This is a genomic window from Nostoc sp. (assembly GCF_036916975.1).
Classification (GTDB): Bacteria; Cyanobacteriota; Cyanobacteriia; order Cyanobacteriales; family Nostocaceae; genus Nostoc.
The window spans coordinates 21,220-34,895 of sequence record NZ_JBALFF010000046.1 but is presented as its reverse complement, the minus strand read 5'-3'; the positions used below and the strand labels follow the sequence as shown (position 1 = coordinate 34,895).

Here is a 13,676-nt window from a genome sequence, read left to right as displayed (position 1 = left end):
AACTACTTAAATGAGAAAGCAAACTGGGGTTTGAGAAAGTAAAAGCTGATTTTACTTGCGGAAAACACCAAAATGAGAAAGCAAACTGGGGTTTGAGAAAGTAAAAGCTGATTTTACTTGCGGAAAATACCAAAATGAGAAAGCAAACTGGGGTTTGAGAAAGTAAAAGCTTGTTTTACTTGCGGAAAATACCAAAATGAGTAAGTCAAATGGCTTTTTGAGAAAGTAAGAGCTTCTTTTGCTAACTAAAGGCGAAGTTTATCTACATTTGACCGAAGCTCGGTTCTAGATGAACCGAGCATTAATTGAGATTTTATTTGATGATCGTTATCAGGGCTATTTCATTCTATTTTTACGGCAGTATTTAGGAATCTTTTTCAGAAAAATAAGAATTTAAATGCGATTTAAGTTGAGAACCGTAGTTTTTGCCCTCACCCTAAATCCCTCTCCCAAGTCTGGGAGAGGGACTTTGAAAACGTCACATTTTAGAATGAAATAGCCCTGTGATCGTTATGGCGCTTAGAGGATGTTTTAAAAGCCCCGAAAGTTATAATTTTTCAGTTGTGCCTGGGTTAAGTACAACGCCAAATTAAAATTTTAGCTATGTATTAAAATGCAATGTTTTGCTAACTATGAGAGCAAAAAAACCTTTTAAAACATCATCTTAAACAAGGGCAATTCCTTTTGTATTAAGATAAAGAAATTTTACTTGCGAGTTAGGTTAAGCAGTTCTTTGGGAGAAGCAAGTAAATCAATAGCTACGAAGTAAATTTGACCTTGAGGATCGAGTAAAAATCGCCAAGCAATGTTCATCCCAACATTACCTCCAAACCAAGGAGTTTCGACCGTACCAGTAATTTTATGCTGTGTATAACCATCTTCGATAATTTCCGAAACGCCTTTGGTTGGCTTCATCACTAACCCTTGTCCCTCATCTCGTAGATAAGAAGTAATCGCTTCTCGACCAACAATTGGTTTTTGGAAGGGTGGTTGCAGCGCACCATTGTTAGCAAATAAAGCAACAGCAGCTTCAAAGTTATCTGCATTCATGGCTTCAATGTATTTCAGCACTGTTGGTTCTGTAACTCCCTCAATAGTAAATTCGGGACTTAGAGATGCACGTGGGAAGTTAAAGTTTATAACTTGTGCCTGTTTGTTATCAGCCAGAGACGGATCGAAACCCATATTTACTACAGTATTGCGTAGTACAGTAATTTGTTGACTCTGATCGATTTTCTGAACAGCTTCTAATACTGCTTTAACTTGGGTTGACATTTGATACCCAGCTGGCATAGGAGCGACGATACCCTGTTTCATCCACTCTCCTAACTGCCACCAAAATCCTAATTTAGCGTTAACACCAAAGTATGCATAAGAACGGCTGATAGGAGTGTCAGCATTACTCGCTAAATCTCTCATTAATTGCGTTTGTTTTTCATGAGACATCTGCTTAATTTGGTTAAATATACCTTCCATTAATTGGAGATTTGCTTTTCCGGGAGCAGCTGGAGTAATTGTACGACCTAGTTCAGCGTAGGCATACCAGAGAAATGCCAACTGATCGTCAATGTTGAGTTCAGCAAACTTTGCTGTAGTGGCTGGAACAGCATCTGCCACTTGAGTGCTAGAAAAAATATTCCGTGCGGATTCGATAGTATAACTCATGGTTATTACCTTGAAGATTTACCTATTTAGTAGTTGCTTTTGCTTTTGCTTTTGCTTTCAGCTACATTTTGCAGCTTGGGTGATAAAAGGGCATTTTTCCTATAGAAGTGAGGTTTTCCAGATATCGTGAAAAGTCAGATTTTTCCTGGATGAGACAATTATCCCTAGATATCTAAATCCGAATCATTATCATTCACTACTCTTGCATCATAGCTGCTCAACGTTAACAAAAGACTAAAATTTCTAAGATTTATCTGATGAATATCATTGAATGAAATGTATATATAGGATTGATTTTTAAATTCATAGTCTAACAAAAGTAAGATTTTGAAAAAGACATCTTTCTCAGGGAACACATTTAGCTAGATAGTGTCTGTCTTTGGAGATAAACATATCGGCATTTTAAACTTTATTGGCAATAAAAATAGAATTTGGTAATTGATTAAATTAGTTTTTTAAATTACTGTATGTGTTGCAACAGATTTATCTCTAGCCGGAGATTGGGCTAAATAAAGTTAAATCCATCTAATGCAAGCCCTCGGTTTGTTTATTAGTAAAATCCAACTTACAAATTTTTTGCGATCGCCCTTTACTTAGGGGATAGTTCTGGCTCAATTCTTTTGCGTAACATGAGTTCATTATTTTAGCTTCAAGTATGATCGCACCTCTTAAGTAGGGTGCGTTGTCGCAAGGCACTATGATCTCAAACATTCCAAATATCTAACACAAGCAGAACATCACCATTACCATCCTAATAACCGTAAATCCTCTGTGGATGCCTAAAACAGGTTGTATAGAATAGTGTTTGCTGGCACTAAGATTATAAAAAATGATGCGGAAAAGTCCACTTGTGATTATTGCTGCGGCAATTGCAACAATTGTTGTCGTTGTAGCCAGTAAGTACTTTCTTACGGCGGCAAAATGTGAGAACCAAATAGTTACTTTAAATCTGCCTCAAATTAAACTTCCTTACAAAACTGAGGATGGTTGAACCTTGAGTATGAATGGTATTCCAAGGGGACGCTTTAAAATCTCTGCCGACAATGAAATTACCCAAATTGAGTTAAGTGCTGTCATGCTTGATCCCAGCCAAAATTTGATCAAGCAGGTTTTGATGATTGGAGGTAATTTTCCTGATGTTGCAGAGTTTGAATTGTCTGATCGATTCAGCCGAAAGATTATTAGACCCGCTAAAGTTATTGACCGCATCGTTGTACAACCATCAGGCTCCAATACTAACTTTATCTATCTATTTGCTCCACCCCAAGTTATCCGATGGAATGGAAGCAGAATTGTTTCAATTGAATTAGATAACACTATTCCCATAGATCACTTATCTGTTCGCAGGGCAAGCACCCAATCCAAAAAATGGGTAGAAGGAGTATTTGTCAGAACTAACGAGCAAATTAAACTTGGATCTGCTCGTAAAAATGAAACAAAAGAATACAAAGCTACCTATGTTTATGGTGTGTCTGATGCTTGTCCAAAGGAATAAAACGTTACGCTATGCAATATGTTATTTTGTGTTTTAATATTAACAAAGTGAGCGACGCCCTCTTCAGCAGATTGGCAAAAACACTATGGCAAAGCGTAAAAAAAGCAATCTCCAGTGGATTAAAGAAACCCTTGAACTAAAGCCCGATCATCGTTGGGAATCTCCATCAGGCTATAAAATATTTGTTGCGAATCGCGGGGCTGTTCGTTTCAATGTTCCCCAGGATTGGGTTTTTGAGCCACAAGAAAAATCCTTCAAGTTCCTCGATAAAAACCCGCCTAACGATGATTGCTGTCTGGAAGTATCTTTCAATCCTCTGCCACCCAATGATTGGAGCCAGTTTCCGCTAAAATCTACCTTGAAGAAAGTCCTGGAAAACGACAGCCGCAACATCATTGCTAAGGGAGAAATTATTACCGTCAAGCGCCAAACCGCCAAAATTGTCTGGACAGAGATGAAGTTCATTGACACTCAGGAAGAACCACGCGAGGCTTTTTCGCGGACTTGCATTGCTTTGGGGTCAAATATTCAGTGCTTGATTACATTCGATTATTGGGCAGATCAAGCAGAACAATTAATACCCGTTTGGGATGAAGCGATGCGTAGTCTCACGCTAGGGTTGTATATTCGTGACCCTATGACTGGTCTGGCTTTTCCAGACTGAAGCCTAATAATGATTGCTCAAACTTCCTTGGCAAATATCAATGAAAACGCTATCCTTTTTTGGAGCGGACTGTTGTAATCAGCTTAATCATCGAGTCCCAAACTTGCTCGAATCAAGCCAACCCCTGGCGTTGTAATGGTTGCACAAGAAAATTGGTTATACTGCGTTGCTGAGTCAGATTGCAATATTCGCCGTAGGCTCTCATCCTCAGTTGGGGGTAAAAGCTGGGGTTAGAATTTTGGAAGGAGAAGGTGCGATCGCAGATATTTTTATACAAACTAACTTGAACTGGGATACTAGCGTTCAGCTTAAAGAAAATGGATAAAACCTATATCGCTAAGAAATCACTTTCGTTAAGGTAATTGCTTTTTCAGGACATGCAACGACACACAATCCGCAAGCCAGACACATCTCGGCACGCGGTGTGTAAGCTGTAATTCTTCCATGAGTGCGGCTTTTGAGCTTTCCAAAAAACGATAGTTTGTTGAAATCCTCATCGTCAATTTGCCTCACCTCAAAAACGTCGTAAGGGCAGACCTCTACGCAGTCTCGTTTCCCCTCGCACTTATTCTGATTGATGATGGGTATATATTGGTTAGGCTTTGCTTGGCATTTTTCTCCCGGTCGCTTGGGATGTTGCGCCGCTTTTTTAACTTTCTCTTTATTGAGCCTGTTATTTGGATTTTCGTTACTCATAAATTTCCTTCAACTTTAAGTACAACACTTTTCAATAATTAACACTATTATTGAAATTTGGACAAAAAAGATTTGTCAGCGTATAATTTACGCAAACAGAACGAATGATTAATCTTGGATAAGAGCGATCACTAAATGCACCATAGTAAATCCCTTCCAGGGGAACGGTTTTAAGGATTTAGCGATCGCCAAACAGGTACAAAATATTTTACAGCAGGTTGCTTGATGCTTCATTACGTCCTTGTGCTGAACCTTGTAAGTTAGTGCGATCGCAACAATAGTCTACTTCTTTTACTGCGATGTTTACGACGGGGTGTATCGCACTATCTCGTAAATTAGTTTTATTAACACGCAATCATCGGAATTTCAGTAAGATACCCAGATTGTTAATAGAGGTAGTAACAGTTTAATGCGACACCGAACAGCCCGTCGTAGACATCGCCTAGTTTATTGTCGAGTCAGGGCGACACCGAACAGCCCGTCGCAGACATCGCTATTATTAAGACATCAGGGGTTTTAAGATGCACGTTATTACTCGTAAACGGCTGAATGAATTTGCTAAACTTTATCCAGATACAAATAACGCCTTGGCTCAGTGGTATGGATTGGTTAAGGGAAATGAGTTTGCCTCATTTGTAGAACTCCGTGAAATGTTTCCCTCAGCAGATCAAGTTGGTAAATTGACAGTGTTTAATATTGGTGGTAACAAAGTTCGACTCATTGCCGCAATTCACTACAACCGCCAAAAAGTCTACATTCGGGCTGTGTTAACGCATTCAGAATATGATAAAGGAAAGTGGAAGGAATAATGCAAAGCTTAAACCTAGATCAAACCATTATTGCTTGGTCATCCATTGCCGAAAACGTCTTTGTTCCTCACACAGAAGACGAATATGAACGCTTAGTTGAGATCCTTGATTGTCTCATCGATCAAGTTGGTGAAGACGAGACGCATCCACTCGCGTCTCTAATGGAAGTTATCGGTGTTTTAATTGAAAACTACGAAACTGAACACATTCCTGAGTTAGAGGCGATCGCTTAACTTCACCCAGTATGAATATACAATGGCGTGTTGTCTAGTGAAGGCGATCGCACTATCTTGTGAATTAGTTTTATTAACGCGCAATCATCGGGATTTGGGCAAAGTACCCGGATTGTTAATTGAGAATTGGACGGTTTAAATGCGACACCGAACAGCCCGTCGTAGACATCGCCTAGTTTATTGTCGAGTCAGGGCGTAGGCGAACGCAAAGAGCGTCTCCAAGAGTTGCCCGTCGCAGACATCGTTCCAAGGGGCTGTTTTTTGTGCATTTCACACGAAATCGCTAGATATACAGTGGCGTGTTGTCAAGTTGGGGCTACGCCCACCCAATTAATCCTGCGCTCTTGCAAAGCGAATTTGTGTTTCAGTGACAACAATAAAGCTGTCAAATAGCTGATCAGAATAATTTTCTAATAACTGCTGTAGAGTTTTGATCTTGTTAGCAGATCGATCATTCCCAAGACGAAGGAGAATAATACCTCTATGAGGTCGTTGATCTCGGTAAACTTTCTCACCAAAGTCCTTATCACTAGTAATCAGAATCCAGTTCTCAGCAAAAGCCTTTTGAATGATCTGGTCATCATCAATTCCTCGTGCTTCCTCGTAAACAGAGAAAACTTCATGCCCCTGATAGCGAAGCCAACGCGCCACAACCACACCAGTACACTCGTCTACCAGTAAGCGCATCTATACCATCTCCACAGGTAGTGGCATAAAACTGGTACTTTCTAGTGACCGGGATGCAAACAAAAGACAAGCTCGAATATCTGCTTCGACTAAACCTTCATATTCTTCAAGAATTTCTGTTACTGTCGCGTCGTGTGCAAGCAGATTCAGAATATACTCAACTGTAAGGCGTGTACCCTTAATCAATGGCTTACCTACCATGATTTTCGGGTTAGCTGCGATCCGATTCAATAGTTCTTGATCTGTCATAGTTCCTTTTCTTGTGCCATCTAGTTACAACTATCATAAACAATCTTGTTCAGTGGTCGGCAACCTAATAATTTCAATGCGGCGAACGAAAGCTCATTGTAGGGTTGCGAAGGATGCTAGCAGCCGCTCAACTTCACTGTTAGTCCTCAAGTTATGGTAGGAAAAGTTCAAATTTCGTCTGTGATGTTGCTTGCTGTAATTTTATTGAGTATGGAGGGCGATCGCAACAACAGTCTACTTCTTGTGCATCTCACAGATAATCTATAAAGGCGTATGCGAAGCCCGTCGCAGACATCGCTAAAACGCTCTACTTCTTGTGCATATCACACACAATCCCCCGCAAAGCTTTAGTACAATTCTAAGCAATGCAGACTTGGATTATTCAAAAGCTCGTGAATTACCTCTACCCCAGAACGAAGTAGAGATTCAACTTGTTTTTTTGGTGCATTTCCGCAACGTAGCCATACAACTTTAGGCGGAGAACCGTACAAACGGCTTCTTTCGGCAAAGTCTACATCTTGAGTTACGATACAAAAGTCATTGGTTTTAGCAAATTCCCATATTTCAGTATCAGTCTTCACTTCCAGTCCATGAAACTGAACATGATTGGAATCAGGGAAAACGTCTGCTAATTGAATTACCAGCTTGCGACTCAAATTTTGATCAAAAAGCAGCTTCAAACACCACCTACCGTTTGCGTAGCGTCTTGTAGAGAAGCAACTAAACGATGTTCACGGTCAGCAGCAAACTCTAAACTTGCCCTAATGTCTTCTTCTGTTAATTCAGGGAAGTCGTCTAATATCTCTCCATGAGACATACCAGCTGCCAACCAGCCGAGAACATCGTACACGGTAATTCGCATCCGTCGAATGCAAGGTTTACCACCTCGCTTGTCCGGCTCAATTGTAATAATATCGTGATAGCTCATGGTGATTATAAACTGCATAACATCTTTCTAAGTCTAGAACAGCTTCACATCGCGGTGCAACGAAGCTTAGTGTTACTGCGATGTCTATGACGGCCTATTCGGCATGGCACTATCTCGTAAAGTAGTTTTATTAACACGCAATCATCGGGATTTGGGCAAGATAGCCGGATTGTTAATTGAGGTAGTAACAGTTTCATGCGACACAGAACAGCCCGTCGCAGACATCGCTAAAACAATCTACTTCTTGTGCATCTCGCACATCATTCTTAAATATACAGTGACTTTTTGTAAAGTTTGGGCTAATCATATATCTACCTCTAAAATTTAGAACTATACTAACTTGACTAGTTAAATTCTCTAGGAAAATTTCTCTGTGATCAGCCTAGTAAGTGTCTCCAGTACCGTGTCCGAGGTGGAAAATGAAGGTTTAGGTGAAATTGACAACCTTGATAGGCAACTGTATCAGCGCTTCCAAAATAAATTTTTGGTTCATCCTTCATTGACGCGACTTATAGTTAGTTTTCAAGCTAACAAAACTAGACCTATCTATCGATGGTATAAATACAAAGAAGCTTTTTCTGCATCCCTTATAGAATATCTATTGCAACAATATAAAATTACTCAAGGCAAGGTTCTAGACCCATTTGCAGGCAGTGGAACTGCACTATTTGCTGTTAGGGAAGATGGAATTGATTCTGACGGTATTGAATTATTACCTATTGGTCAACAAATAATTAATGCTAAAAAGATTTTAGATTATGAATTTACTCCTGAAGATTTCGAGAGGATAAAATATTGGTCAAAGTTACAGGTTTGGAAGCAGCAGGAACAGAAAAAACACTTACCAGAATTGAGAATTACAAAAGGGGCTTATCCTGAACTAACTAGAAATGCAATCGAGCAGTATCTTGAAGCTTGTAAACGAGAAAATAATAGAGTCCAGGTAGTTTTAAACTTTGTCTTACTGTGCGTTTTAGAATCTATAAGTTACACACGTAAAGATGGACAGTACCTCCGTTGGGATTATCGTTCCGGTCGTGGACAGGGCAAGAAACCTTTCAATAAAGGCGAAATTCTAAATTTTGATAATGCGATCGCCAATAAAATAAGTGAAATTATTGATGATTTACTGCCCTCTACACAACAAATTGAGCTTTTCCCAATTAAAAATTCTCAAGGTCAAATACATCTTTATGGAGGATCTTGTTTTGAGATTATGCCGCACCTAGCGAATTCCGTATATGATGCAATTATTACATCCCCACCCTATTGCAATCGATACGACTATACTCGCACTTATGCATTAGAACTAGCTCTACTTGGTATTTCCGAAAAAGAGTTAATTAACCTTCGTCAGGAAATGCTAAGTTGTACAGTTGAAAATCGCCCCAAAGATTTATTGACTATAAACTCAGACTGGAAAAGAGCTTTAACTATTGCTGATTCACACAATTTGTTGCAGGCTATCTTGAAATATCTAGATAACCAAAAAGCAAAGGGTGTGTTGAATAATAATAATATACCAAGAATGGTTAGAGGATATTTTTATGAGATGGCGTGTGTAATACAAGAAAGTTTTCGTGTTCTCAAACCAGGGGCACTTTTACTCATGGTTAATGACAATGTTCGCTATGCAGGCGCAAGCATTTCAGTCGATATGATCCTCTCTGATTTTGCTGAACAACTAGGTTTTGTGATTGAAAATATTCTGGTTTTGCCAAGTGATAAAGGTAATAGTAGCCAGCAAATGGGAAATCATGGACGCGATCCATTGCGGAAGTGCGTTTATGTGTGGAAAAAGCCATAACTCGAATTATTATGTCTTCCTATCGTAATCATCTTCAATCTATTGATGATCTGATAACAACTTATGAAGCAATCCGTGCAGGTTTTGTAGCTCTTGCACTGGAGAAAAATCGACGTGCTACGCCATTCGTCGCAGAAGCAAGGGCACTTAAAGAAGCTGCTGCTCAAGCTGAGAGTCCTATTGAATTACTAAATATTAAAGGCATTGAAATGGGATTGTTAACTGCGGCAGGCTTATCTGATAAATCTCTAGCGCACCTGATGTCAGAGGATAAGGTAGAGGCTGTAAATGGCCTGATAAAAAATTTTCTTGAACCAGCAGGTGCAAAGTTTCCAGAGGAATTAGTTTTTAGATTTTTGCTGACTCGTGGTGATACACTTGGTGGTTCAATGCGAAATGTTGGAGGCGTGTTGGCACAAAGAAAGCTGACTCGTGCAATTCTCTCCACTCTCACGATCGCAGGTACAAAATACTACTGGCAACACTCAAAGAGTAAAAAGTGGATAGCCATGACAAATAATGACTCAGAAATTGAGTTATCTTTACGAGGAATAAGCTGGGAAGGCGAGATTGGTAATCGCACACTAATTTATAACCTGACTGTCCCGCTAGTTAGAAGTAATGTGGATCTATGTTTGTTTAACTTAGCCCCAGCAGAATTAACAGCCAACAAATCTAGCGCCATTGAACCATCTGTAGTTGCGCCATACGTTATCGCCCTTGGTGAACTTAAAGGAGGTATAGATCCCGCAGGCGCAGATGAACACTGGAAAACTGCACAAGCAGCACTAAATCGTATACGTGAAGCATTTTCTAGAGTAGGGCATTCACCTCTGACTTTTTTCGTAGGATCAGCGATCGCTAAAAGGATGGCAGGCGAAATCTGGGATCAATTGGAAAACGGCACTCTCACTAACGCTGCTAACCTAAATCAAGAGAACCAAGTTGCATCTATTTCTCGTTGGTTGTGCAGTCTATAAAGGTGTACTTAAGTGTATTGATTGTGTTTTCAATCATGCGATCGCACCATTTAATCTAAAAAATCGTCATTAAAATTAGTCTTTCATTTTACAGTTTTTCTTTGAGCAAAATGCAATAAAAATCTAAAAACGAGACTGGATAAGAGTTATATTGTTTAAAGCATAAAAACAGATTGTTCCTAGATAACCCTGCAACTCAGATTTAGGCTAGAAACAGATTATTTTTTCTCCCGCAACTAAAAAACCTTGCATTATATCAATTGTAAGAGCGTTGGCGCGTAGCCCAAAGGAGGCATCGCTAGGTTCGGAGTAATCCCAAGAGTGCATTTGACGGAAAGGAAGGCCCATCTTTTGGAAGACATACTTCTCTTTCACACCAGAAGCTACTAGGTCAGGCTTGAGGGCTTTGATAAATTCCTCGAATTCGTAAGCGGTAACGTCGTCATAAACGATGGTGCCGTTTTCGATGTAGCCAGTGGTACGTTTGTAGTCGTCATTATGAGCGAACTCATAACCAGTACCTATCATCTTCATCCCCAAATCTTGGAAAGCTGGGACAACGTGGCGAGGACGTAGACCACCAACCATGATTGCAACAGTCTTACCATCCAAGCGGGGGCGGTACTTACCGACTACCGCATCCATTGTTGGCTGATACTTGGCGATAACTTTCTCAGCGTTTGCTTGGATTGTTTCGTCAAATTTAGAAGCAATTTCCCGTAAAGATTCAGCAATCTTGGTGGGGCCGAAGAAGTTGTATTCTAACCAGGGAATACCATAAGCTTCTTCCATGTGACGGCTGATGTAGTTCATCGACCGGTAACAGTGGATGAGGTTCATCTTCACATTGGGGGTCATCAACATTTCGTTGATGGTGCCATCACCTGACCACTGAGCGACTACGCGCAAGCCGAGTTCTTCTAACAGGATGCGGCTAGCCCAAGCATCACCACCGATGTTGTAGTCACCAATGATGGCTACATCATAAGGAGTACCTTCAAACTGAAGTGTACCGTCTTTTTTCGCTTGGTCGGATCTGGTGAATACCCAGTCACGAACCATGTCGTTAGCAATGTGGTGTCCCAAAGATTGAGAAACACCCCGGAAGCCTTCGCAACGCACAGGTACAACTGGCTTGCCAATTTCTTTGGATGTCTTACGAGCAACTGCTTCGATGTCATCCCCAATTAGACCGATGGGACATTCAGATTGAATGGAAACACCACGGTTGAGAGGGAAAAGTACATCTAGTTCTTGGATTAGTTTAACAAGTTTCTTGTCACCACCAAAAACGATATCTCTTTCTTGGAAGTCGGAGGTAAAGTGCATGGTACCAAAGGTATCAATACCTGTGGTGCCGATGTAATAGTTACGACGACCAGACCAAGACCAGTAACCGCAACCTACCGGACCGTGGCTGATGTGAATCATGTCCTTAATAGGACCCCAAACCACACCTTTAGAACCGGCGTAAGCACAACCACGAGCGGTCATTACCCCAGGAAGGGATTTGATGTTAGATTTAACGCCGCAATCGGACTTACCTTCTTCGTATACACTTAAGTGCTTTTCCCGTTTTTTCTTAGCTTTATCGGGGTAAGCGCTTAGAACTTCTTTAATTAGTTCTTTTCTTTCTTCGATGATGTTTTGATTTTCTGGAGGTGTCATACTTAGCCTCTGTGACTTGTAAGGATCGGGGCATAGGGGGACTAGGAGTCCCCTCTAAGGTTAGGGGGGAGATGCAAGGGGAGAGGGGAAAAGGTACCAGATATGGAACTCTTCCTTTTTCCTTGTGCTAAAGCGTTATTTATTAGCAGCGATTTATACTACAGGAGCTTCAGCAGCACTCTTACCAACCAACATTGCGGTATTTTCGTCGCTTTCGAGGATACCGAATTCAATCAACAATTCTTCTAGTTCTTCCATTTCGATGGGTGTAGGAATAGCTAGATTCTTGTTGTCGATAATTTTCTGAGCCAAAATCCGGTATTCGTTAGCTTGGTTGCTTTCTGGTGCGTACTCGTTAACAGTCATCCGGCGCAATTCTGCGTGTTGAACGATGTTGTCACGGGGTACGTAGTGAATCATTTGGGTGTTCAACCGTTTTGCCAAGGTTTCGATCAGATCGATTTCCCGGTCAGTGTTACGGCTGTTACAAATCAAACCACCCAAGCGCACGCCACCAGTGTGAGCATACTTGAGAACACCACGAGCAATGTTGTTAGCAGCATACATCGCCATCATTTCACCAGATGTCACGATGTAGATTTCTTGTGCCTTACCTTCGCGGATAGGCATTGCGAAACCACCGCACACAACGTCACCTAATACGTCGTAAGATACGAAGTCTAGGTTTTGGTAAGCACCGTTTTCTTCTAAGAAGTTGATGGCGGTGATAATACCACGACCGGCGCAACCTACACCGGGTTCTGGCCCACCAGATTCTACGCAACGAACGTCACGGAAACCGGTTAGCATTACTTCTTCGAGTTCGATATCTTCTACTGCACCACGTTCTGCGGCGAGGTGAAGAACGGTTGTTTGAGCCTTGCTGTGCAGCATCAAACGGGTGGAGTCAGCTTTCGGGTCGCAACCGACGATAAGGATGCGTTGACCCATTTCTGCCATAGCTGCTAAGGTGTTTTGGGAGGTGGTAGATTTACCAATACCGCCCTTACCGTAGAAAGCTATCTGTCTAATGTTTTCGTCAGTCATTGTTCGTGTTTCCCTGCAATTGGTTGGTTGGTGGGTATGCGCGTTTGTCAGTTGCGTTCACGCCAGTTGAGCGACAGTAGTGAGCGCGTGTAGAGCATCGTTGGTACCGTTGGCATAATTGCCAGCTGGGGGCGATCGCTCCACAGCTAAAATGATCGAAAGTAAGTACATATATTTCCTGGTTAAATTTCTTTTCTTTTTGTCCTTTGTCCTTTGTCATTTTTTCTGACAAAGAACAAAGAAAAATACGCGATTTACAAATACGTCATAATGTGCTTTAGCTGGAAAGATCAAATAGGACTTGATGTTGTTATTTGTCAACAATCAATGCCTAAGTCCTATTACTTGTTCAAAATAGCGCCCTTGAAATTTGAGACGCACTCTAGTGCAGCTTTGGTATCTTCTGGCGACTCTCCACGCACAGCCATCGATTCACCCAGGAGCTTGGCGATCTCATCAAAGTGTTGTTGCTGTAAATTCATTCCAGCGTGGGTTTTGTCCATTGGACGACCGTTGTATTGCTTTGGCCCCTCAAATATCTGAGATAAGAAAGCAACTAGATGATTACGTTGCTTGTCCATATCTGTACCAGCAAAGATGGGATTTAAGAGGCTGTCTGTGGCAATGCGTTTGTGGAGTTCATCTACTATTTGTTCAATAGCTGGTTGTCCGCCAAGTTTGTCGTACAATGTCGTCATATCCTGTTCCTTTGAAGCGAGTTGGATGATGAAATAAAGCAAGTAGGCAC

Annotated in this window: 19 protein-coding genes; 9 read left to right on the top strand and 10 right to left on the bottom strand. The window is 41.1% G+C overall.

All coding sequences use genetic code 11. The features are described 5' to 3' along the window. Positions 1-705 precede the first annotated feature (705 nt). Complete coding sequence (locus V7K73_RS10435) at positions 706-1,665, bottom strand: orange carotenoid protein N-terminal domain-containing protein (protein WP_334879619.1); 960 nt, start codon at positions 1,663-1,665, stop codon at positions 706-708. 829 nt (positions 1,666-2,494) lie between these two features. Here V7K73_RS10435 and V7K73_RS10430 point away from each other — a divergent pair. The 4 genes from V7K73_RS10430 to V7K73_RS10415 all read left to right on the top strand — a co-directional run bounded on the left by V7K73_RS10430 (position 2,495) and on the right by V7K73_RS10415 (position 4,149). Continuing rightward, positions 2,495-2,656 (top strand): hypothetical protein, encoded by a 162-nt coding sequence (locus tag V7K73_RS10430; RefSeq protein ID WP_334879617.1) that lies wholly within the window; start codon positions 2,495-2,497, stop codon positions 2,654-2,656. A 9-nt stretch (positions 2,657-2,665) separates the two neighbouring features. Next, on the top strand, positions 2,666-3,160 hold the full coding sequence (locus tag V7K73_RS10425) for a hypothetical protein (protein ID WP_334879615.1): 495 nt from the start codon (positions 2,666-2,668) through the stop codon (positions 3,158-3,160). An 85-nt stretch (positions 3,161-3,245) separates the two neighbouring features. Then, entirely contained in the window at positions 3,246-3,824 is a 579-nt protein-coding gene (locus V7K73_RS10420; RefSeq protein WP_334879613.1) for a hypothetical protein, read from the top strand. A 139-nt stretch (positions 3,825-3,963) separates the two neighbouring features. Further along, positions 3,964-4,149: a hypothetical protein gene (locus V7K73_RS10415; protein WP_334879611.1), complete on the top strand. Its 186-nt coding sequence runs from the start codon at positions 3,964-3,966 to the stop codon at positions 4,147-4,149. Positions 4,150-4,160: 11 nt separating this feature from the next. Here the strand turns inward: V7K73_RS10415 and V7K73_RS10410 are convergent, their stop codons facing one another. After that, positions 4,161-4,520 (bottom strand): 4Fe-4S dicluster domain-containing protein, encoded by a 360-nt coding sequence (locus tag V7K73_RS10410; RefSeq protein WP_334879609.1) that lies wholly within the window; start codon positions 4,518-4,520, stop codon positions 4,161-4,163. A gap of 208 nt (positions 4,521-4,728) precedes the next feature. Beyond that, positions 4,729-4,875 carry a hypothetical protein gene (locus V7K73_RS10405; RefSeq protein ID WP_334879607.1) on the bottom strand — a complete coding sequence of 49 codons (147 nt, stop codon included), beginning with the start codon at positions 4,873-4,875 and terminating at the stop codon, positions 4,729-4,731. Between the two features lie 166 nt (positions 4,876-5,041). Between V7K73_RS10405 and V7K73_RS10400 the strand changes: the two genes are divergently transcribed. Then, positions 5,042-5,329, top strand: a complete 288-nt coding sequence (locus V7K73_RS10400) for a type II toxin-antitoxin system HigB family toxin (RefSeq protein WP_334879605.1) — start codon at positions 5,042-5,044, stop codon at positions 5,327-5,329. After that, a complete protein-coding gene (locus tag V7K73_RS10395) occupies positions 5,329-5,562 on the top strand; it encodes a hypothetical protein (protein WP_334879604.1) in 234 nt (77 codons plus the stop codon). Before V7K73_RS10400 ends, V7K73_RS10395 begins: the two co-directional genes overlap by 1 nt. A gap of 330 nt (positions 5,563-5,892) precedes the next feature. Here the strand turns inward: V7K73_RS10395 and V7K73_RS10390 are convergent, their stop codons facing one another. From V7K73_RS10390 to V7K73_RS10375, 4 genes are all read right to left on the bottom strand, one after another. Further along, complete coding sequence (locus V7K73_RS10390) at positions 5,893-6,249, bottom strand: DUF5615 family PIN-like protein (protein WP_334879603.1); 357 nt, start codon at positions 6,247-6,249, stop codon at positions 5,893-5,895. Then, complete coding sequence (locus tag V7K73_RS10385; RefSeq protein ID WP_334879601.1) at positions 6,250-6,498, bottom strand: DUF433 domain-containing protein; 249 nt, start codon at positions 6,496-6,498, stop codon at positions 6,250-6,252. Between the two features lie 347 nt (positions 6,499-6,845). Continuing rightward, positions 6,846-7,178: a DUF5615 family PIN-like protein gene (locus tag V7K73_RS10380; RefSeq protein ID WP_334879600.1), complete on the bottom strand. Its 333-nt coding sequence runs from the start codon at positions 7,176-7,178 to the stop codon at positions 6,846-6,848. Further along, a complete protein-coding gene (locus V7K73_RS10375) occupies positions 7,175-7,426 on the bottom strand; it encodes a DUF433 domain-containing protein (RefSeq protein ID WP_334879742.1) in 252 nt (83 codons plus the stop codon). The genes V7K73_RS10380 and V7K73_RS10375 overlap by 4 nt, the downstream gene beginning before the upstream one ends. Before the next feature lie 103 nt (positions 7,427-7,529). On the opposite strand from V7K73_RS10375, the gene V7K73_RS10370 reads away from it, so the two are divergent. The 3 genes from V7K73_RS10370 (at position 7,530) to V7K73_RS10360 (ending at position 10,213) form a co-directional block, all read left to right on the top strand. Next, entirely contained in the window at positions 7,530-7,754 is a 225-nt protein-coding gene (locus V7K73_RS10370) for a hypothetical protein (protein WP_334879598.1), read from the top strand. A gap of 84 nt (positions 7,755-7,838) precedes the next feature. Further along, on the top strand, positions 7,839-9,233 hold the full coding sequence (locus tag V7K73_RS10365; RefSeq protein ID WP_334879596.1) for a site-specific DNA-methyltransferase: 1,395 nt from the start codon (positions 7,839-7,841) through the stop codon (positions 9,231-9,233). Positions 9,234-9,244: 11 nt separating this feature from the next. Beyond that, positions 9,245-10,213, top strand: coding sequence for a type II restriction endonuclease (locus tag V7K73_RS10360; RefSeq protein WP_334879594.1), 969 nt, complete (start codon positions 9,245-9,247; stop codon positions 10,211-10,213). Positions 10,214-10,420: 207 nt separating this feature from the next. On the opposite strand, the gene nifD is transcribed toward V7K73_RS10360, so the two are convergent. From nifD to V7K73_RS10345, 3 genes are all read right to left on the bottom strand, one after another. Then, the gene (gene nifD / locus V7K73_RS10355) at positions 10,421-11,881 is read right to left on the bottom strand and encodes a nitrogenase molybdenum-iron protein alpha chain (protein WP_334879592.1); all 1,461 of its coding nucleotides are present in this window, start codon (positions 11,879-11,881) and stop codon (positions 10,421-10,423) included. 153 nt (positions 11,882-12,034) lie between these two features. Further along, on the bottom strand, positions 12,035-12,928 hold the full coding sequence (gene nifH / locus V7K73_RS10350; RefSeq protein ID WP_334879590.1) for a nitrogenase iron protein: 894 nt from the start codon (positions 12,926-12,928) through the stop codon (positions 12,035-12,037). 341 nt (positions 12,929-13,269) lie between these two features. Continuing rightward, a complete protein-coding gene (locus V7K73_RS10345; protein WP_334879588.1) occupies positions 13,270-13,626 on the bottom strand; it encodes a globin domain-containing protein in 357 nt (118 codons plus the stop codon). Between the last annotated feature and the right edge of the window lie 50 nt (positions 13,627-13,676).

Bases quoted from the DNA above. Each gene is read 5' to 3' on its own strand.
- V7K73_RS10435 (WP_334879619.1), bottom strand. From the start codon at position 1,665: ATGAGTTATACTATCGAATCCGCACGGAATATTTTTTCTAGCACTCAA.
- V7K73_RS10430 (WP_334879617.1), top strand. From the start codon at position 2,495: ATGATGCGGAAAAGTCCACTTGTGATTATTGCTGCGGCAATTGCAACA.
- V7K73_RS10425 (WP_334879615.1), top strand. From the start codon at position 2,666: ATGAATGGTATTCCAAGGGGACGCTTTAAAATCTCTGCCGACAATGAA.
- V7K73_RS10420 (WP_334879613.1), top strand. From the start codon at position 3,246: ATGGCAAAGCGTAAAAAAAGCAATCTCCAGTGGATTAAAGAAACCCTT.
- V7K73_RS10410 (WP_334879609.1), bottom strand. From the start codon at position 4,520: ATGAGTAACGAAAATCCAAATAACAGGCTCAATAAAGAGAAAGTTAAA.
- V7K73_RS10400 (WP_334879605.1), top strand. From the start codon at position 5,042: ATGCACGTTATTACTCGTAAACGGCTGAATGAATTTGCTAAACTTTAT.
- V7K73_RS10395 (WP_334879604.1), top strand. From the start codon at position 5,329: ATGCAAAGCTTAAACCTAGATCAAACCATTATTGCTTGGTCATCCATT.
- V7K73_RS10390 (WP_334879603.1), bottom strand. From the start codon at position 6,249: ATGCGCTTACTGGTAGACGAGTGTACTGGTGTGGTTGTGGCGCGTTGG.
- V7K73_RS10385 (WP_334879601.1), bottom strand. From the start codon at position 6,498: ATGACAGATCAAGAACTATTGAATCGGATCGCAGCTAACCCGAAAATC.
- V7K73_RS10375 (WP_334879742.1), bottom strand. From the start codon at position 7,426: ATGAGCTATCACGATATTATTACAATTGAGCCGGACAAGCGAGGTGGT.
- V7K73_RS10370 (WP_334879598.1), top strand. From the start codon at position 7,530: ATGGCACTATCTCGTAAAGTAGTTTTATTAACACGCAATCATCGGGAT.
- V7K73_RS10360 (WP_334879594.1), top strand. From the start codon at position 9,245: ATGTCTTCCTATCGTAATCATCTTCAATCTATTGATGATCTGATAACA.
- nifD (WP_334879592.1), bottom strand. From the start codon at position 11,881: ATGACACCTCCAGAAAATCAAAACATCATCGAAGAAAGAAAAGAACTA.
- nifH (WP_334879590.1), bottom strand. From the start codon at position 12,928: ATGACTGACGAAAACATTAGACAGATAGCTTTCTACGGTAAGGGCGGT.
- V7K73_RS10345 (WP_334879588.1), bottom strand. From the start codon at position 13,626: ATGACGACATTGTACGACAAACTTGGCGGACAACCAGCTATTGAACAA.